At 45.5% G+C, this 19579-nt stretch carries 19 protein-coding genes and 1 tRNA gene; 13 read left to right on the top strand and 7 right to left on the bottom strand.

Annotation, left to right across the window (positions count from 1 at the left end; translation table 11 throughout):
• Window positions 1-518: 518 nt before the first annotated feature.
• Entirely contained in the window at window positions 519-1037 is a 519-nt protein-coding gene (locus E7L17_RS01485; protein ID WP_316321486.1) for a hypothetical protein, read from the top strand.
• 464 nt (window positions 1038-1501) lie between these two features.
• Here E7L17_RS01485 and E7L17_RS01480 read toward each other — a convergent pair whose 3' ends face one another.
• The 5 genes from E7L17_RS01480 to E7L17_RS01460 all read right to left on the bottom strand — a co-directional run bounded on the left by E7L17_RS01480 (window position 1502) and on the right by E7L17_RS01460 (window position 4345).
• Window positions 1502-1789, bottom strand: coding sequence for a YciI family protein (locus E7L17_RS01480; RefSeq protein WP_316321485.1), 288 nt, complete (start codon window positions 1787-1789; stop codon window positions 1502-1504).
• Between the two features lie 107 nt (window positions 1790-1896).
• Window positions 1897-2337 carry a GyrI-like domain-containing protein gene (locus E7L17_RS01475; protein WP_316321484.1) on the bottom strand — a complete coding sequence of 147 codons (441 nt, stop codon included), beginning with the start codon at window positions 2335-2337 and terminating at the stop codon, window positions 1897-1899.
• A gap of 198 nt (window positions 2338-2535) precedes the next feature.
• Window positions 2536-3141 (bottom strand): class I SAM-dependent methyltransferase, encoded by a 606-nt coding sequence (locus E7L17_RS01470; RefSeq protein ID WP_316321483.1) that lies wholly within the window; start codon window positions 3139-3141, stop codon window positions 2536-2538.
• Window positions 3142-3143: 2 nt separating this feature from the next.
• Window positions 3144-3695 carry an RNA 2'-phosphotransferase gene (locus tag E7L17_RS01465; protein ID WP_316321482.1) on the bottom strand — a complete coding sequence of 184 codons (552 nt, stop codon included), beginning with the start codon at window positions 3693-3695 and terminating at the stop codon, window positions 3144-3146.
• 574 nt (window positions 3696-4269) lie between these two features.
• Window positions 4270-4345 (bottom strand) — tRNA-Pro (locus tag E7L17_RS01460).
• Window positions 4346-4740: 395 nt separating this feature from the next.
• Here E7L17_RS01460 and E7L17_RS01455 point away from each other — a divergent pair.
• The 3 genes from E7L17_RS01455 to E7L17_RS01445 all read left to right on the top strand — a co-directional run bounded on the left by E7L17_RS01455 (window position 4741) and on the right by E7L17_RS01445 (window position 9625).
• Entirely contained in the window at window positions 4741-6009 is a 1269-nt protein-coding gene (locus E7L17_RS01455; RefSeq protein WP_316321481.1) for a HAMP domain-containing methyl-accepting chemotaxis protein, read from the top strand.
• A gap of 282 nt (window positions 6010-6291) precedes the next feature.
• Entirely contained in the window at window positions 6292-8238 is a 1947-nt protein-coding gene (locus tag E7L17_RS01450; protein WP_316321480.1) for a 2-dehydropantoate 2-reductase, read from the top strand.
• 25 nt (window positions 8239-8263) lie between these two features.
• Window positions 8264-9625: an MATE family efflux transporter gene (locus E7L17_RS01445; protein WP_316321479.1), complete on the top strand. Its 1362-nt coding sequence runs from the start codon at window positions 8264-8266 to the stop codon at window positions 9623-9625.
• Between the two features lie 103 nt (window positions 9626-9728).
• Here the strand turns inward: E7L17_RS01445 and E7L17_RS01440 are convergent, their stop codons facing one another.
• On the bottom strand, window positions 9729-11315 hold the full coding sequence (locus E7L17_RS01440; protein ID WP_316321478.1) for a peptide chain release factor 3: 1587 nt from the start codon (window positions 11313-11315) through the stop codon (window positions 9729-9731).
• Between the two features lie 230 nt (window positions 11316-11545).
• Between E7L17_RS01440 and E7L17_RS01435 the strand changes: the two genes are divergently transcribed.
• The 9 genes from E7L17_RS01435 (at window position 11546) to E7L17_RS01395 (ending at window position 18798) form a co-directional block, all read left to right on the top strand.
• A complete protein-coding gene (locus E7L17_RS01435; RefSeq protein WP_316321477.1) occupies window positions 11546-12133 on the top strand; it encodes a nitroreductase family protein in 588 nt (195 codons plus the stop codon).
• 190 nt (window positions 12134-12323) lie between these two features.
• Window positions 12324-12677: a GIY-YIG nuclease family protein gene (locus tag E7L17_RS01430; RefSeq protein WP_316321476.1), complete on the top strand. Its 354-nt coding sequence runs from the start codon at window positions 12324-12326 to the stop codon at window positions 12675-12677.
• Window positions 12664-12960 carry a DUF2087 domain-containing protein gene (locus E7L17_RS01425; protein WP_316321475.1) on the top strand — a complete coding sequence of 99 codons (297 nt, stop codon included), beginning with the start codon at window positions 12664-12666 and terminating at the stop codon, window positions 12958-12960. The genes E7L17_RS01430 and E7L17_RS01425 overlap by 14 nt, the downstream gene beginning before the upstream one ends.
• A gap of 320 nt (window positions 12961-13280) precedes the next feature.
• The gene (locus E7L17_RS01420; RefSeq protein ID WP_316321474.1) at window positions 13281-14153 is read left to right on the top strand and encodes a phosphate ABC transporter substrate-binding protein; all 873 of its coding nucleotides are present in this window, start codon (window positions 13281-13283) and stop codon (window positions 14151-14153) included.
• Window positions 14154-14229: 76 nt separating this feature from the next.
• Window positions 14230-15585 carry a phosphate ABC transporter permease subunit PstC gene (pstC, locus tag E7L17_RS01415; RefSeq protein ID WP_316321473.1) on the top strand — a complete coding sequence of 452 codons (1356 nt, stop codon included), beginning with the start codon at window positions 14230-14232 and terminating at the stop codon, window positions 15583-15585.
• Window positions 15575-16507, top strand: coding sequence for a phosphate ABC transporter permease PstA (gene pstA / locus E7L17_RS01410; RefSeq protein ID WP_316321472.1), 933 nt, complete (start codon window positions 15575-15577; stop codon window positions 16505-16507). Before pstC ends, pstA begins: the two co-directional genes overlap by 11 nt.
• A gap of 3 nt (window positions 16508-16510) precedes the next feature.
• Entirely contained in the window at window positions 16511-17266 is a 756-nt protein-coding gene (gene pstB, locus E7L17_RS01405; RefSeq protein WP_316321471.1) for a phosphate ABC transporter ATP-binding protein PstB, read from the top strand.
• A 69-nt stretch (window positions 17267-17335) separates the two neighbouring features.
• Complete coding sequence (gene phoU / locus E7L17_RS01400; RefSeq protein ID WP_316321470.1) at window positions 17336-17998, top strand: phosphate signaling complex protein PhoU; 663 nt, start codon at window positions 17336-17338, stop codon at window positions 17996-17998.
• 101 nt (window positions 17999-18099) lie between these two features.
• Window positions 18100-18798 (top strand): response regulator transcription factor, encoded by a 699-nt coding sequence (locus E7L17_RS01395; protein WP_316321469.1) that lies wholly within the window; start codon window positions 18100-18102, stop codon window positions 18796-18798.
• A gap of 166 nt (window positions 18799-18964) precedes the next feature.
• Here the strand turns inward: E7L17_RS01395 and E7L17_RS01390 are convergent, their stop codons facing one another.
• Window positions 18965-19558 carry a hypothetical protein gene (locus E7L17_RS01390; RefSeq protein WP_316321468.1) on the bottom strand — a complete coding sequence of 198 codons (594 nt, stop codon included), beginning with the start codon at window positions 19556-19558 and terminating at the stop codon, window positions 18965-18967.
• Between the last annotated feature and the right edge of the window lie 21 nt (window positions 19559-19579).

Raw genomic sequence — 19579 nt, 5'->3', positions numbered from 1 at the left:
ATGTATCGTTCTAATAAGAAAGATAGGTTGGGTGTGTGCTTTTAAATAAACGCAACGAGGAGCTAATACTTTATATGGTTTTTTGTTTTAATGCCGAATCAAATTCTTCCTTACAGTAGCAAAATTGACATTGCTTGAAAGGACTTGCTGCGTATGGTACAATGTTCATATTGTATTTGCACTTGAGTATTTGTCGGCTTAATGATAGCGGAGACTAACTTTGCGATAGGTGCATCGCTTCGTTTCATTTTTTAGGTCATCCATCGGCTTTCTTACCTCGCGCTTGACCGCTTCTGTTTCTCAATATTTTCTTGCTCGTTATAAGTTTTAATTGTTTTAAAATATTCATCATCGAACGGAGCGGTCATTTGATGCGCCTTGGGATTGCCTGTTGGGCGACCCATCTTTTTTGTTCTCAAATTATCACATCACTTCGCGACCCCTTAATAACAATGCGTAAGGAGTCCGGAAGTCAAGGTAATGATTTATCATTTTATTAAAACGATAGGAGTATCATAATGTCACACGATGAACACTGCGGTTGTGGTTGCAGTCACGGCCATAACCATAAGCATTCCTGCGGGGCGGATGCCCCTGCCGCGCCGATTGAGGTGACGGAAAATCAAAAGAACTTTCTCCATGAACTTGCTCACAGGCATTTTCTGCCGGTAGCCCGGTTCACGATTAAGGATAGCTGGGAGGAAGATTTTGTCTCTACCGCTTTGGCTCCGGTTTTTCTAAACGCAGCAACGGACGATATGAATTCAGTCAAAGAGGCAGGCACTTTCTTACAGACGCTGGAAGACTTAGGTCTTATCACTCTGGACTACGACATTCCATTGAGCGGATATAGTTATGAGGAGTACAAGACAAGTACGCTCTACGATTATTTTTGCAAAACAGTGGCAGAAGGGGCTACCAGACCTAACTTTTTGGGTAATACCCCAGTGCTTGAGCTTGGCAGCATAGCCCTGACCGAAGAAGGGGAGCTGATTGCTGGCGCACACTGTGGCCACAGCCACCACCACCACGAGTAGAAAGATGGAAACATCGCATGGCTAGAAAGCAAAAATCTCTATCTCTATTTGGGTTTTGCTAACAGGTTTTATTCTTTCACGGCCCGTGGGTACTCCGCAAAGTTTATCACACATAATTACATGCAAAAAGCAGCCCCGAGAGGGCTGCTTTTGTTAATGTAATAGATTAAATTGTTTAAAAAGAATCATTTTTTCTTCGTAGTAAATCGATTAGTTAAAGCGTTACATAAATTCACAATGGTTTCTATACCGAATTCTTTCTAAATTTTACTCGGTTCTTACAATGCCCGGAATATCGGGGCTTCCAGAAAATTTATCTGTGTTATGAAAGAAGTTATTTCAATAGCTGCTCCGGTGATTTGGAAAATTCAGCACGTGCATGCAAATGCTTTAAAGTTATAGAAACAACAACGAAACTTTTAAGCTATCCATAATTTTTCAAATATTTTGTTTCTACTTACTTATTATTTTACAAACGCCTGAAAAACATCAGCATACTTTGTGGGATTAAACTCGATAATTTCATAATTTGCAATTTGATTTTTATGGAATGGGTCCTCTGAAATAATCTCTTTCATTTCGGTTTCGTCTTTTGCGTTAAATACAATAATACCGCCGACACGTGGATTTTTTCTGCCGGAGCAGATGAATTTGCCCGCATCATAATATTTATTTAAAAAAGCAATGTGCTCTTCAAGATGTTTTTCCACTTCCACTAACGATTTTATATAGGTCAAATTTGCAATATACATTTTTCTTCTCTCCTAAGATCAATTCTATCATTATCATAACTTCTAGGATGCTTTTTGTATATAAAGTTATATCAAATTTAGCAATAAATTGAGAAAAGACTGGTTTCTTATGTAAGAGCAATATAGATCGCAATATCACAATTTTCCACATCATTGCTGAAATATTCCTCAAAATCACCTGTGAAGCTACGATTGAGATCCATGCTCCATATTTCATTCCATGCCTCTGCAACCGCATTCTTTATGTGACCATGTACAGAGAATTTGGCATAAGTTCCTGAGCGTATTCTCTTCGTTGTAAGCTCTGGATTTTCTGCTTTAGTGACCTCGTTTCCCACGGTTACACAATAGCTGTCAGCATTATAATCGGAATAGAGGCCGATAGCGTAAGGGTTTGCCTTGTTTTTAATCGTGGCACTTATTCCACTTTGAAAGAGCTTCTCCCACAGGTCGCCGATAATATTACCCATATTAGGGTCACTGTTCCCAGTAGTCGCGCTAACGCCTACCAATATTTTCTCAGCTAGGGTTACAAGTTCATAATTCATGAAAGAGCCTCCTTGGTTTTAATAAATTCATTATACCAAGGTTTATATGACAATAAGCATGTCATGTTATGAACCGTATACCAATGTTCTTTCGAAACGATTTCAACTAGCAGAAATATAACTTTTTTTAAAACTTTCCCATTTGTCAGTAGAGAGTAAGAAATTCAAGATCTCGTTTATAAGCAGTCTTAAATTGCATTACTTTTTTGCCGAGAAGAATAGCACGGTGCCTGATATGTAGGTTTCTATACCACGAAACCCCGCCGCTTCAAAAATCCGGCACAGCTCCTGCTCGCTGTAAACCTTGACATCGCCGGACTTGGAAAACGGAAAAACCACGGTGTTGGCAAGCAACCGTATCACAGGGGTAAAAAACGGCTCAGCCATGCAAATAACTCCGTTTTTCTTTAGAACCCGAATACATTCAGATGCAAAGGCATGGGGGGTCTCAAAATGATGAAATGCACAGGATACCGTAATAACATCCATGCTTTCGTTTTCAAAGGGTAGGGGGGCACAGGTGCTTACCGCAAACGTGCATTTTGGATGGCGCCCTCTGGCGGCGGCAATCATCTTTTCTGACAAATCTATGCCAAACCCATGGATGCTTGCTTTCTTAGAAAGCGCCCCCAACAGCGTTCCATTGCCGCAGGCCACATCCAGAACGCTATCCCCATTACGGAGGATGACCTGCCTGATTAGCTCCGATTTATGGGGTTTGGTGTAATACCCCTCAGGTGAGGTGTCATACTCTGCCGCCATTTGGTCATATGTCTTTTTAGAACGCTCGGTTCGTTTTCCCATACTCACATCTCCTGCCAATCGGATTCGTTTTGAAGGTACATTGCCGGGACGGCTTTTGTGAGCCACACTCCGTTTACTGAGCGGTAAAATCTGAATCCGTTACGGTACATAGCGCCGCTTAGGACACAAAAAATAACAGGGTTACCATGCCTAGACCCAACCTTATGTGCGGTAGCTTTGTCCGCAGACAGGTGGACGTACAAGCGAGATTTGGGAATGAGCCCCTGCACCTCAATAGACTGTGTGTACTTTTCGCCCGTGCCGTGCCAAAGAAATTGCGGAGGTGCTATCTCCTCCAATTCAACATCCACAGGGATAGAATGCCCCTGATTAGCCCGGATGAGCGTCTGATCTTCATTGAAGGAATAACGTTGCTTGTCATCCATTCTTACAATTTGCTCAAGTGTTGCGGCATCCAATGGGTATCTCGTATTAACACCGGCAATCAGCTCTTTCGTATTGGCCCATCCATGCTCATCAAGTGTAATCCCGATGATTTGGGGTTTGTGCCGCAATATCAAACTGATAAATCGGCTCGTGTCAATTAAGCTCATAATACCCTCACTCAAAAAAGAAAGACGAAACCCTACCATTATTCTCAAACCGTAGTCAGTCTTTAAACTACTTTTATTATAACGAAAAACCTCTGACTCCACAATAATATTATAAAGCCAACAACAATAGTTCATTTTTATGCGCTACCCATTCCGGTTTGTATAATGCTATTATAAACCCATTATTCTCACTTACAACATATCCGCTTTTAATGATAAGGTAGCTTCCTATTGGCAAATCCAATGAGAAGCAAATCATTGAAATCGTCTGATTGAATTTAAATTTTAGGATAACCGGAATTTGCAGTTTCCCCTTTCCCTTGAACTGATTGCGAAGGAAAAGAGGACTCGTGCGATACTTATAATTTTCTTCTGTTATCTTGTTGTCTCCTTAAAATAGAAAACATCCTTTCACTTTACCTGCTAAGACAAGTGAAAGTTTCCCTCGAGAAGTCAAATATTTAAAAACGTTTGAAAACTACATAGCATTGGACTTGGCCGCTTAAAGACCCTTTCAAAGTCGTGAAAAAAACAATTGCATAAGAAATGGGCAAGTCCTATAAGGACTTGCCCATGGTCGGAGTGACAGGGTTCGAACCTGCGGCCTGATGGTCCCAAACCACCCGCGCTACCAACTGCGCCACACCCCGATATTCAGTTTTATACTATTTTCGCGCCAGTTTCCAAACCACCCGCGTATACCATTGTATGTTTCTGCTTTGATTTTGGCGAAAGCGGTAAAAACACTTGCTTGGAAATTATAGCGGAAAAATTGGAATTCGTCAAGTTGTTCGACAAAACACTTTAGAAAATTAGTAACATAAATAAAAAATTATAATCGGAAGTGTTTTTATAAAGTATTTTTTTTATTTCTTTAGTAAAGCGCTAAATTTTTTTGAGTTCATGACGAAATTACTAAATGAGGTCTTATTTTCTTATATCCTTTTGTCGACTTATTATGTAAAGCCAATAAATTAGGATACGAAAAAACAGATTTACATATGGAGTTTTTACCCCAAACATAGGTTAAGGGAGCTGGTTTAAAATGAAAAGTATCCGTTTCAGAATCGCCTCAATTTTATTAACTGTGATTGTCTTTTTGAGTGTTTCTTTTGGCGTTGTCAGTTCTTTTGTAATCAAATCTGGGGCAGACGAGGTTTTTTGGATTGTTATTTTAACTTTGGTCTACTGTCTCGTTGGTGTTGTAGTATCCTTTTGGATCGGGGGTAAAATCGCAAAGCCAATCTCCACTTGTGCGGATCGTTTGTATGCCCTTTCGGAGGGAGATCTCAATTCACCCGTACCAAAAATTAGTGCAAGAGATGAAACAGGCCGCTTAGCAGATGCAACAGATGTGATTGTTACAAACCTGCGTGCTATTATTTTAGATTTAAATTCTCTTCTGGAAGCTCTTTCACACTCGAATTTTAATGTAAAATCACAATCAAGGGATGCGTACCGTGGTGATTTTCAACCGTTGTGCGACCATTTTGAAAGGATTGTATTTTCTTTAAATGATACCTTTGGCCAAATTAGTCATTCTGCCACAATGGTATCCAACGAATCGGAACAGGTGTCTTATGGTGCACAGAATCTGGCGCAGGGAGCTTCCGAGCAAACTGCTTCCATTGAAGAGTTGGCGGCGGCAATACACCATTTGTCTGACAAGGTAAAAGAAAATGCCCTCAACGCAGTTCAGGCTGGTGAATGGGCTTCACAAACCATGGATGAAGTGGGCTTGTGTAACGATAAAATGCAGGGTATGGTTAAGGCCATGAAGCGCATCGATCAAACCTCCTCCCAGATTAGCAATATTGTAAAGGCAATTGAAGACATTGCGTTCCAAACAAACATATTGGCTTTGAATGCAGCTGTTGAGGCCTCTCGTGCAGGGGAAGCCGGAAAAGGCTTTGCCGTTGTAGCAGATGAAGTTCGTAACTTAGCATCCAAAAGTGCGGAATCTGCAAAGAGTACCTCTGCACTGATTACCGATTCTCTCAGCGCGGTCTCCGAAGGCTCCCGCATGGTAGACGCTGCACTCGATGCACTGCAGGCGGTAACAAAGAGCATGGCAGAAACACAGCGTGAGCACCGTGAAATTGCAGAGGTTACCGAAGAGCAGTCTACCGCGGTTGACCACCTTACAACGGTAATGGATCAAATCTCTGCGGTGGTACAGACAAACTCGGCTACGGCGGAAGAAAGTGCGGCGGCAAGCGAGGAGCTTTCTGGCCAGGCACAAATGATGAAATCACTGGTGTCCCAATTCCAGCTTCGCCAATCTTCCGCTTCGGCCAGGAATACCAGAACATAAATCTGCCTAAGATAATAATACATTTAAGCGGAGCGGGGGTTTCTCGCCCCGCTTTCTTTTGAGTGTTTTTATTACCGCTCATTTTATAATTTGATTTATAAACACCAATGAAAGAATAATGCCAGAGCCTCGAAAAAAGTAAAACCGGGTTTATTACGGCATATTTTTATTACTGAGTGCATTCTTTGCATTGTGTCGAAAAAGGTGTTATTATAAGGGAAAAATTGCCATGCATCCGGCTTGTCGGAGAGCCGGCGTCATTTTATCACCGGAGGGATTTTCATGAAGTACTTAATTGTTGGCACAGGAGGAACAGGCGGGGCCATAGGTGGCTTCCTTGCCGCAAGTGGGAAGGATGTCTCTTTTATTGCAAGGGGCAGCCATTTGCAGGCTATTCGTGAAAATGGCTTGGTTGTTGAGTCGGAGCTGCGCGGCAGATTGCATATTGAAAATGCGCAGGCGTTTGATATGGAAAGCTACGAAGGCAGACCAGATGTTATTTTTGTCTGTGTAAAAGGGTTTTCAATGGAAGATGTATATCCGTTCCTGCGCCGTATAGCTCGGGAAGATACCATGATTATTCCGATTTTAAATGTATATGGCACAGGGGGGAAAATGGCGGTTCGAATGCCCGGCCTTACAGTGGCAGACGGCTGTGTTTATATTATCTCGTATCAATCTGCATCAGGTGAAATTACGCAGAAAGGCCCTCTGTTTCGAGTGGTATACGGTAATCGGGATACGAGTTGCCCGCCCATTTTTTACGAGATAGAAAAAGACCTGCGTGAGAGCGGAATCGATGTAATTGTTTCAACCAATATCATTCGAGATGCGTTTCAAAAGTTTTCCTGCGTTTCGCCGATGGCGGCAGCAGGTGTATTCTTCCAAAATACGATGGGAGAGATTCGCAGCAATCCCAGAAAAAGAGAAGTGTTTGCCAGCCTTGTCGGTGAAATTGGGCAGTTGGCACAGGCAATGGGTATTCCTTTTTCGACGGATGTAGTACAGGAAAATTTAGAGATACTCGACAATACCGCACCGGACAGTACAACCTCCATGCAAAGAGATTTACTTAAAGGCGGCCCATCTGAAATGAACGAGCTGCTGTTTGAAGTGGTGCGTTTGGGGAAACGCTATCAGGTAGAATTGCCAACCTACGAGATGATTGCACGCAGTAAAGGGTATTCCGAAGCATTTGAACCCATGTGGCTGGGGAACCTGCAATTACGCAACCGTTTGGTGCGTTCCGCAACGCGTGACGGCGTTGAAAACGAAGACGGAACCGTGAGTGGGCGCCAGCTTGAAATTATGCACACGCTCGCTTCTCACGAGGTAGGCATGATTATCAGCGGCCATTTTTATATTCACCCACAGGGACAAGCCTCTGCCTCTCAAAACGGCATCTACGATGGTCGCTTTCTGCCCGGTATACGGCGGATGGTGGAGGCTGTTCACGCGGAAGAGGGCTGTATTATCGCTCAGATTAACCATGCTGGCGGCAATGCGGATGTAGAAGTGCCGGTTGCGCCGTCGGAACGGGTGTACTCCAAAGGGCGCCTTGCCCGCGAGTTGACACACGAAGAAATGAATGAAATTTGTGAGTGTTTTGCAGAGGGAGCTTCCCGTGCTTATCAGGCGGGGTTTGACGGAGTGCAGATTCACATGGCGCACGATTATCTTCTCAGCGAGTTTTTAACGCCGATGATGAATCTGCGAACCGACGAATACGGCGGCTCGGCGGAAAATCGGTTCCGTTTTTGCGGCGAGATTATCGAGGCGGTACGGCGAGCTACCTCGGAATCCTTTCCAATCCTTGTAAAGGTAAACAGTAACGTGCAGGCAAATGACCACCAGTATGAAGAAGATTTGCTATATTATCTAAAGCAAATGGAAGCACTTGGTGTTGCCGCGGTGGAACTATCTGGCTGTGATTTTACGAAAAAAACAGCAAGCCAACGGACATACTATTTGGAAAGAGCGGCGCGAATGCAGAAAGAAACGGAAATGCCGCTGATTTTGGTTGGTGGGGTACGTTCCCTGCAAGACATCGCCAAGGTGTTGGATTCCGGAATTCGTATGGTGGCACTTAGTCGGCCGCTTATTTGCCAAGGGGATTTAATTTCACGTTTACTTTCCGGCGAACGGGCGCGCTGTACGGGCTGCAACCAATGCTTTACTCTGCCGCGGACCAGAGGGATTCGCTGCATGTTCCATGGAATGGGTGGTTAATATACCCGCTTGGAAAGGATAAAAAATGAACCGAAGACTTGATATTATGGAAAATGCGCCGGTCAGTAAGGCTCTGGCTTATTTGGGCTTGCCTACTATTATTGGGCTTTCCGTAACAGGTTTTTATCAGTTAGCCGTCAGCTTTTTTGTAGCGCAAATGGGTACGCAGGCCATGGGCGCAATCTCCATTGTGTACCCGTTAATACTAATTATGCCGGGGATTGGTTTGCTGTTTGGAAATGGTGGAGCGGCTTATATGGCGGAGCTTCTCGGTGCAGGAGAAAAGGAGCGGGCAGAAACGGTACTTGCCTCCACTGCCTTTTACTGTATTTTGTTGAGTGTGCTTACACAGCTATTGCTGCCGTTCATGCCCAGTTTGCTAGTATTTATGGGTGCCTCGGCATCCGTTCTGCCGCTTGCTGTGCAGTATGGTCAAATACTGGTCATTTCTTTTCTGTTTCATATTCCATCGGTCTGCATGAATAACTTAGTGCGGGCTGAGGGAAATGCCTCCCTTAGCATGATTTCACAATCTACCGGCGCGGTGCTGAACGTGGCGCTTACGCCTTTATTTTTGTTCTACTTTGATTGGGGAATCCGAGGGGCGGCAGCATCGGCCGCAGTGGCGCAGTTTGTAGCATTCTGCATTTTGGCACAGTATTATTTGCGTGGTAAAAGCTATTTAAAGCTTGATTTTCGCAAGGTTCGTTTTCAGTGGTGGATATTAGAGCCAGTATTAAAAATTGGAGTACCGCTGTTGTGTATCAGCTTATTCCAGAGCATATCTATGACGGCAGCCAATATTGCCGCTGCCCCGCATGGAGATGCGGTAGTAGCAGGGCTTGGCATTGCCAACCGCGTGATTGGAATGACAACGCTTGCGGTAACCGGCTTTTCAAGAGGCTACCAAACCTTTATCTCTTATTGCTATGGTGCCGGTCAGCCAGAGCGGATTCGCTTGGCCACCAAAACGGCATACCTATGGGGTATGCTGGGCGGTTTGGGAATCTCAGCCATACAAATTGGGTTTGCAGGCAGTATTGTATCTGCCTTTTCAGACGATGCAAAGGTAATTTCGATTGGCATACAGGCATTAATCGCGGGAAGCTTGCTGTTTTTCACGTATGGCTACCAGTCGATGGCAACCGTGTATTTACTTTGCATTCGTTATAGTAAAGCGGGGTTCGTGTTTAGCATTCTGCGGCAGGGGCTGGCATATCTTCCTCTTCTGCTTGTATTTGACCGCTTGTTTGCGGTTACGGGAATACTGTATACACAGGCCGTGGCAGATCTGGTAACCACAGGACTGCTGGTGCTGTTCCTCACGATTACCAAACGCAGCCGTAAAACAGCATTGGACATGGCATTTGAAAAATCAGATAAATAAAAAAGCCCCGCTTCGGTTTCCTTTAAAAAGAGGAAAGAAAAGCGGGACTTTTCATATATGCGGCTTCTTTTAGAGAAGCACAGTTTCTAGAAATAAAATAGGTTTACCCACGGCTGAAGTCAGTTAGCTCCAAGCCTTCGTTGCGTTCGAGCGCCCAACGGATATTCCATTCGCTGGTGAACAACAGCAGGTGGTGACCCTTGAGGTCCTGAATCTTCTTTGTATCGGAGGTAACCGTAATCTTTTTGGGGTCGATTTCATCGTTTGAAATCCAGCGGATGTACTGGTACGGCAGCGCCTCCAGCCGAATATCAACATTGTATTCGTGCTTTAAACGGTATTCCAGCACCTCAAATTGCAGAACGCCCACAACACCAACGATGACCTCTTCCATGCCAGATTCCAGCTCTTGGAAAATCTGAATCGCGCCTTCCTGTGCAATTTGCGACATACCCTTTACAAATTGCTTGCGCTTCATGGTGTCCATTTGGCGCACACGTGCAAAATGCTCTGGCGCAAAGGTTGGGATTCCCTCAAAGAGGATTTTTTTGCCGGGTGAACACAGGGTATCACCAATGGAGAAAATACCTGGGTCGAACACACCAATGATGTCTCCGGCGTAAGCTTCCTCAATGATTTCGCGCTCCTGCGCCATAATCTGCTGCGGCTGCGACAGCTTAATTTTCTTACCCTCTTGCTGGTGCAAAACTTCCATGTTCTTTTCAAACTTACCGGAGCAAATTCGCATAAATGCGATGCGGTCACGGTGAGCCTTGTTCATGTTGGCCTGTATTTTAAATACAAAGGCAGAAAAATCGGAATCGAATGGGTCTACCTCGCCCTCAATGGTCTTGCGGGGTAGGGGGGAGCTTGTCATGCGCAAGAATTCCTCCAAGAACGGCTCAACACCAAAGTTTGTGAGAGCAGAACCAAAGAATACGGGGGAGAGACGCCCGTGGCGAACGGCATCCATATCAAACTCATAGCCTGCTCCATCTAGCAGCTCAATATCGTCGCAGAGCTGTTCGTGCAGGTACGGGCCTATTAGAGTTTTCAGGTTGGGGTCATCCAAACCTGAAACGGTGGCTTCAGCTTCGTGCTTACCACTATCCCCTTTAAAGGAAATAATCTGATTGCTATTTCGGTCGTAAACACCCTTAAAGTCTTTACCACAACCAATCGGCCAGTTCATGGGGTAGGTCTTAATGCCGAGCTCCAGCTCGATTTCTTCTAGCAGGTCAAAAGGATTGCGCGCTTCACGGTCCATCTTATTAATAAAGGTGAAGATGGGGATGTCACGCAGCAGGCAAACCTTAAATAGCTTTCTGGTTTGCGCTTCCACACCCTTTGAAGCATCAATTACCATTACAGCGGAATCCGCCGCCATCAGCGTACGGTACGTATCCTCTGAGAAGTCTTGGTGCCCGGGGGTGTCCAAAATATTAATGCAGTAGCCTTCATATTGAAATTGCAGAACGGAGGAGGTAACAGAAATTCCTCTCTGCTTCTCGATTTCCATCCAGTCAGAAACTGCATGGCGGGAGTTCTTTTTCCCCTTAACCGAGCCAGCCAGAGCAATGGCTCCGCCGTACAGCAGAAATTTTTCGGTCAGCGTTGTTTTACCTGCGTCAGGATGCGAAATAATCGCAAAGGTTCTGCGCTTTTGAATCAAAGATCGATAGTCACTCAAGTTAGGTTCCTCCGTCTATCCAGTAGTATCGAAAACACTTTGACAGTATACCACGAGCCGTGCTAAATTTCAATTTATCCGATACAGAAAAGGAAAAAATATGGTAAGATATAGGCAAAGCGGTTACACTGCCACTGCCGTGCGGAACGGCACAAAGCTATTCTGCCCGCATTTCGGGATTGTAAGCCCTGTTTTGCGTGTAAAATGAACGATAAAGGAGAGGATTTTTTATGGAGCTGAACGATTGGAAAAACCTGCTGAAAAGCAGCCGTAGTACACGCGGGTACGACGAAAGCCGTAAGGTTCGCCGCGAGGAACTAGAGCAGCTGGTGGATTGCGCACGTTTTACACCCTCTACCATGAACATGCAGCCCTTGCGTTACCGTTTGGTGCATGAACCAGAGGAACTGCAAAAATTACAGCCGCTCACCAAATGGGCGGGTGCCCTCAAGGGAATGCACCTGCCAAAGGAAGGGCATTGCCCACAAGCATTTGTCGTAATCTGCCACGATACCAACATAGCAGCGGCAGGCCCTGGTTTTGCGCGGGACGTAGGCATCGTAAGCCAAACAATAATGCTTACCGCAAACGTGATGGGGCTAGGTGGTTGTATTCTGGGAGCTTTTTCTGCCGAAGCGGTGCAGAAAGCGCTTAATTTGGAAGAGCACCTGATCCCCATGGCGATGGTTGCCGTTGGCAAGCCAGATGAAACCATTATGCTTACCGAGGTGGAGAGCGGAGAGAGCGTTGTTTACTACCGCGATGAGAACGGAGTGCATTATGTTCCAAAGCGTAAGCTGGAGGATGTGCTTATTTAATTCTAAATGAAATATAATAAAAACGGCTTCTTTTCATGTAGAAAGGAGGCCGTTATTTTTTTATGTGATGTGTAACTCTACGGAGCGTTGATTGTGCTGCTGGATGTGGCGGGTTACAATATTCTTGTGCCTAGCAGTTGATGTATTAACCTGCTGTAAATGCATAATGCAAGTGAAAGGAGAGAGAAAGATGAACGATGCAGCGAAAAAGGCTTTGAAGAATCAATATAAAAACAGCAAGCAGGTGGGCGGCGTGTACCGTATTTGCTGTGTTCCATCCGGCGAATGCTGGGTGCGTTGCAGCGCAGATTTAAAAGGGGTAAAAAACCGTTTTGCATTTTATTGCTCAACAAACCAGTCCCCAGAACCAGCAATGGCACAGGTATGGAAACAATATGGTGCAAGTAAGTTTTCTTTTGAAGTTTTGGAAGAGCTGGAAAAAACAGAAACGCAAACATCACAGGAGTTTGCTATAGATATAGCCGCACTGCTGGAGCTTTGGAACGAAAAGCAGTGCGAGGGGGATCACAATGGAGCAGAATAAAAAAATTGCCCGATTTTTAAGTCCGGAGGGTAAAATCACACAACTACCGCAGAAGCAGAGTGTTCGGTTAGCTCTGCTAAGTTATTTATCACAGCAGTTTGAAGAGAACCGCTTTTACACCGAGCAGGAGGTTAATGCCTTGTGTGAGGAATGGCACACCTTTGGTGATTACTTTTTGCTTCGGCGTGAGCTGATTGACCAGCACTTTTTGTGCCGCAAAGCGGACGGCTCTCTTTATTGGAAAGTGAAAGAAGAAGCCGAGCCAGACCCTGTGGTAACCTAATATGAAAAATCAATACAAAAACCTCTCTTTGCCCCCCAAAACGGCCATAAACCGTTCGTTGGCAAAGAGAGGTTTTCTATTTGAATATAAGAAATTAAAAATCTTTTAATGGTGCTCGGCTGAATTCCATGGATGAGATTGGTGTAATATAACCACAGTGGTTCCCGCGCATATTGTTTGCGCAAGTTTCACCTCTAAGTTCGCAATTTTATACTTTCTTTTAACCACTTCTAAAATGCGTTTAACTTAAACTTAACATTGCGGGATTAAGATAAGAGCATGTAAATAAGAAATTGAGAATTTCAGGAGGAAATGAGAATATGAAAAAACAGATGATGGCATTGGTTGCAATGCTTTTGGTGGGGGCTACTGCGGCAACTGGTTGCTCTTCCACAGTTGAGGGGAAAAGCGACACACCTTCCTCGGCAGTGCCCTCTCAATCCGTAGCATCTACCGCGGCGTTGAGTGGCAAATTAACGTTAAATGGTTCTACCTCCATGGCGAAGGTTTGCCAGGCGCTTGGCGAAGGGTTTATGGAAAAATACCCGCAGGTAACGGTAGAAAAGGGTGGTACGGGCTCTGGTGATGCGGTAAAGGCGGTCAATAACGGAACGGCATTGATTGGTGACCTTTCCCGTAATTTAAAGGATGAGGAAAAACCGGCTGAATTTGAAATCAACGAAATTGCAATTGATGGCATCGCCATTGCAGTGAGCCCCAAGAATAAGGTTGACGGTCTTACCAGTGAGCAGGTGGCGAAGATTTACACCGGCGAATATACCAACTGGAAGCAGGTTGGCGGGGAAGACAAAAAAATTACCGTAATCGGCCGTGAGGCTACCTCCGGCACACGCGATGGCTTTGAGTCCATTTTTAAAGTGAAAGAGAAAACCAAGCTTTCCGCCGAGCTTTCTTCCACGGGAGAGGTAGTCTCCAAAGTAAGCAGTGATTCCGCGGCAATTGGCTATGTATCGCTCGATTCCGTAAACTCCTCTGTAAAAGCGTTAAAAATAGATGGAGTAGAGGCCAGCGAGGCAACGGTTGCAAATGGTACTTATAAAGTACAAAGACCGTTTATTGAGATCTATAAAAAGGGCAGCGATAACGAGCTGATAAAAGCATGGTTTGCGTTTATCAAATCGGATGATGGTAAGAAAATTATAAAAGAAGCCGGATTAGTAACAAAAGGCTGAACCTAATAAAAAAGCTTACCCGGTGTATCGAAATGATACACCGGGGCGCTTTGGTATTCGGTGAAGGAGGGCATAAATGGAACACACGATGGACGGCCAAAAGGGCCGAGAACGAGAAAAAAAGAGGAATGCGGTATACCGTTTGGTAGCGGCTGCACTGGGTGCGGCAAGCATACTATCTTTTTTACTCCCTTACATTACATTTGTTTTTCGTGGATTAAATTACACCGTGAGCGGTGTTCAGCTTGCGTTTATCAAAGGCTTTTGGGTTATTGGCCCACAGCAAAGCGGCCTTGTTACCATACCCCTTGCCGTGCGCGCCAGTATTCTGCTGGGGCTGCTTTGTGCTGCCGGTGGGTTTCTATTGATGGTGTTAAGGAGAAAGCCAGTGATAGCGGGGTTGTTATTCTTGCTTTCCGGCATTTCACCGCTGCTGGTGATGGCAGCCTCCGGGGCTATTCAAACTGCCGTGACGCAGCTTAATATCAGCCAAGTGGAAATTCGTTTTTTATGGCCGTTTGTATGTACATTACTGGGTGGATTGATTGCCTCGGTGTTGGCATTGCGTACACAGGGGGTGGAGCGGCTTGCGGAATCGGTATTTCAGGTGTTTGCCTGTGTCTCCATCGGTTCAGTTATCTTGCTTACCATTTATATTGTTTCTGCCGGTTTGCCTGCAATCTCAAAAATCGGGTTGGTTTCTTTCCTGTTTGGAGAAAGCTGGAGGCCGGGAGCTGATGTGTTTGGGATTCTACCGATGATTCTATCTTCCATTGCTGGTACAATTGGTGCCATTATCATTGGTGTTCCGGTTGGGATTTTAACGGCAGTGTTCTTGTCTGAAACAGCAAATCCGCGCCTAGCCATGCTGGTGCGCCCCGCTGTGGAGCTGCTTGCCGGTATCCCATCTGTTATTTATGGTTTTTTTGGAATGCTCGTGATTGTTCCTGCCATTCGTGGAGTGTTCCCAGAACACACCATCGGCGACAGCCTCCTTGCGGTTATTTTAATATTGTCAGTCATGATTTTGCCTACCATTGTCAGCGTAACAGAAACCTCTCTACGAGCTGTACCAAGCACATTCCGTGAGGCTTCTTTGGCACTGGGAGCCACCCAAACGGAAACCATTTTCAAGGTGACCCTGCCCGCTGCAAAATCAGGTATTCTAGCTGGGGTGATTCTTGGTGTAGGACGTGCCATCGGTGAAACCATGGCAGTGATTATGGTGGCGGGTAACGTGGCAAATATGCCGTCGCTGCTCGGCACCGTTCGTCTGCTCACAACGGGCATTGCGATGGAGATGTCGTACGCCTCTGGTCTGCACCGTGAAGCATTGTTTGCAATTGGACTGGTACTGTTTGTGTTTATTATGATTGTAAATCTGATGTTCAACTATATTTCAAAGAAGGGAGTGCAGATTCATGCCGAATAAATCCGGAGTGTTAGAACCGAGCGCTTCCAATTCCAATCTTGCAGTGCAAGGGAAATCCCTTTACAACCGCAGAGCAAAGCCAATGGACGTATTTTTAAAGCTGTTGATTAACGGTGCAGCCTTTTTGTGTGTCGTGGTATTGGTGGGTATTTTGGGGTATATCTTGGTAAATGGCATCGGTTATATTAGCTGGCAGTTTCTATCTACTCCTTATTCCGAAACAAAAGCGGAGCTAAAGGGAATTCTGCCCATGATTATTAACACCATGTACATTGTGGTGATTACGTTGTTCATCGCAGCACCCATCGGTATTTGCACTGCGATTTACCTCACCCAGTATGCCAAACAGGGCAAGCTGGTAAAGGCGATACGCTTTACGACTGAAATACTCTCCGGTATCCCCTCCATTTTATTTGGATTGTTTGGTTATACCGTATTTTGCATTCTGTTCCGCCTTCAAATCTCAATTTTAGCGGGCTGCCTTACGATGACGCTCTGCATTCTGCCTACCATAGTGCGTACCACGGAGGAATCGCTTCTTTCGGTTCCCGCCACTTACAAAGAAGGCGCGTTTGCCTTGGGTGCAGGTAAGCTGCGCGTGGTTCTTGGCATTGTTCTGCCATGTGCAATGCCCGGTGTGCTTACTGCCGTTATTCTTGCCATGGGGCGCATTGTGGGGGAATCTGCCGCATTGCTGTTTACCTCTGGCCTTGCCTACCAAATGCCCAAGGGCTTTTTTCAGCAGATTTTCAGCAGTGGACGCACGCTAACGCTGCACCTGTACCAAACTGCTCGTGAAGCTACTACGCCCGATGCAATGAACATCGCCTTTGCAACCGCATCGGTTCTTCTCATTCTGGTATTTCTGCTCAATCGCTTGGCAGGCGCGCTTTCAAAAGCCCTGCGGAAAGGAACCGACTAACTTATGGAAACCAAAATATCCATTCAAAACTTGAATTTATTCTATAAGGATTTTCAGGCGCTCCACAATATTTCTCTGGATATTCCCGAAAGCCAGGTAACAGCGTTTATAGGGCCGTCCGGCTGTGGTAAATCCACCTGCCTAAAAACACTCAATCGCATGAACGATATGGTGCCCGGCTGCCGAATTGAGGGCAAAATCACCATAGACGGAGAAGATATTTACGACCCGAAAACGGATGTAAACCTTCTTCGCCGCCGTGCGGGCATGGTGTTCCAGAAGCCGAACCCGTTCCCGATGAGTATATACGATAACATTGCTTATGGTCCGCGTGTACACGGAATGAAAAGCAAAAGTCAGCTCGATGAAATAGTGGAACAATCACTTCGAAGTGCTGCTCTGTGGGATGAAGTGAAAGACCGCCTGAAAAAATCGGCGCTTGGTATTTCCGGCGGGCAGCAGCAGCGCCTTTGTATTGCCCGTGCACTTGCGGTTGAGCCAGACATTCTGCTTATGGATGAGCCAACCAGTGCGCTTGACCCAATCTCCACGCAAAAAATTGAAGATTTACTCGATGAGCTACGCGGCCAATATACGGTGATTATCGTTACTCATAACATGCAGCAGGCCGCTCGTATTTCAGATAAAACGGCATTTTTTCTATTGGGTGAGGTTGTGGAATTTACAGAAACTAAGGTGATGTTCGAACAACCGAAAGACGAACGTACAGAGCGCTATATTACCGGTCGTTTCGGTTGATTTTTCCAGGCCTGTCTGATATCATCAAAGAGAGAACGCCGGCGGCCTGCGGCGGAAAGAGAGGAAACTATGGCTAGAAAAATGTTTGAGCGTGAGCTCGAAGAGCTTGCGCAAGAAATGATTTCAATGGGCAACGACGTGGACGGCCGCCTGCTCGAAACTATTGATGCTTTGCGTACGCTGAATTTAGATAAAGCTCGTGAGGTGGCAGAAAGCGACGAGGAGATTGATCGCCAAGAGCACCAAATTGAAAAAATGTGCCTGAACTTGATTGCATTGCAGCAGCCGATTGCCGGCGATTTACGTATGATTGCGGCTTGCCTGAAAATTTTAACAGACATGGAGCGTGTAGCAGACCAGTGCGCCGATATTTGTGAAATTGTTGCGGGCGGCGATTTTAACGGCAACAGCTTGGCGCTTTCACACGTGGTAAGCATGCTGGAGGAAGCACGGGGAATGTTCCGGCGCTCCATTGATGTGTTTATTTCGCACGATGTGGAAGAAGCAAAAGCAATCTGCCAGTATGATGATGTGGTAGATATGATGTTCTCCAAAATTATTTTAGAAATGTGCGACATCATCACCCAAAACCCGCGCAATGTGATGTGCGAGGTAGACCTTATTTTCATCACGAAATATATTGAACGCACGGCAGACCATGCCACCAATATTGCGGAATGGGTCATTTATATGGAGAATGGCGTTCACCCTGAGCTGAATGAAAAGATTTGAAGCAGATATAATTTACAATTGTTGCAAGTCGTCTTTCTATACGGATGTCGTAACATGAAATGAAAATGTTAAGTGCAATGACCGAGAGGAGCAATAAAAGAATGGCGTTGGTTTATATTGCCGATGATGAACCAAATATCCGCAAGCTGGTGGCGTTTGGACTAAAGGACGCCGGATACGAGACTGCAGAATTTGCAGACGGAACAACTCTGTTGGCAGCAGTGCGTCAAAAAAGACCCGACGCTGTGATATTAGACTGGATGATGCCGCCGCCGGACGGACTTGCCGTATGCCGAATTTTACGGGAAAGCCCAGAGGGGAAAAATCTGCCCATTTTAATGCTGACTGCTCGTAGCGAAGAATTTGACCGTGTTTTGGGTTTGGAAATTGGAGCAGATGATTATATTGTAAAGCCTTTCAGCGTAAAAGAACTTACTGCGCGTGTACGCGCGGTTCTGCGCCGCAGTGAGCGCGGTGCACAAGAGTTGGAAGCTGAGGTGCTAAAGAGTGGCGATTTGAGTGTAGACATCGCACGGCATACCGTGAGCAAAAACGGGGAACTGCGAGAGTTGACTGCAAAGGAGTTTGACCTGTTGGTCATGCTGATGAAGCACCGCGGTCGGGTTATGACGCGTGACACTTTGCTGGATAAGGTATGGGGTGTGGAGTACTACGGAGACACCCGTACCGTAGATGTTCATGTGCGATATCTTCGCCAAAAAATAGAGGAAGACCCCGAGGCGCCCTGCTTGGTGCAAACCGTGCGCGGTGTGGGCTATAAGTTTACGGAGCAGGAATAACCTGCAAAAGAGACGGACGGGGTATTTGCAATAGATAATTGTTTGGAGTGGCGGCGTGTAATAGTAAAAAACGCCGCTTCTCCAAATAATCAAATAGATGCAAAAAGCCCGGTAAATCCTTTGGAATCAGATTTACCGGGCAAGCTATTCTGTTTTTTGAGACTTATTATAAAACAGCGCCACTTTTTTGAGAAGCTTTGATAGGAGCACTCACCGGAATTTGAATCACACGGCTTACGGGCTTCCACACAGCCAGAGCAATGCCAAAATCAATCATGCTGTGCACAATGGTGCCTACGCCGACCATGAGCAGTACCGAGAATGCGAAGCCTTTATTGTAAAATCCGCTGTTTAGCATTCCGCCAAAATAGAACATGGTTACCACGAGTGCCTCGCAAATAGCATGAACCAAAGCCAGAACAAAGCTGAACAGTACACTGGAAGACGGCTTTAAAAGTACATTCGGGTACTTCTTTAAAATCAGGCAGCCAGCCGCCACAAAGCCAAGGTGGCTAAGTGCACGCAAGGCGACTACCGGCGGAAGCCCCGCAAAAAAGAAGCCAATACTGCTACCTAGTGTAACAGCAAAAGCTACTGGAGGAGAAATGAACATGGCAATAAAAATGGCAACATGGCTTGCGAGAGTAAAGCTCATGGGCTCAAGTACAATTTTGGGAGCAAACATGGGAATAACAATACCAACTGCACAAAGCAGAGCGGCAATTACCATGGTTACTATTTTTTGATTTGTCTGTTTCATCTCGTCACCTCAAGCATCACT

This window comes from Clostridium sp. (genome assembly GCF_032576335.1).
Taxonomy (GTDB): Bacteria; Bacillota; Clostridia; order Oscillospirales; family Acutalibacteraceae; genus Faecalispora.
This window is presented reverse-complemented; position numbering and strand designations above follow the sequence as displayed.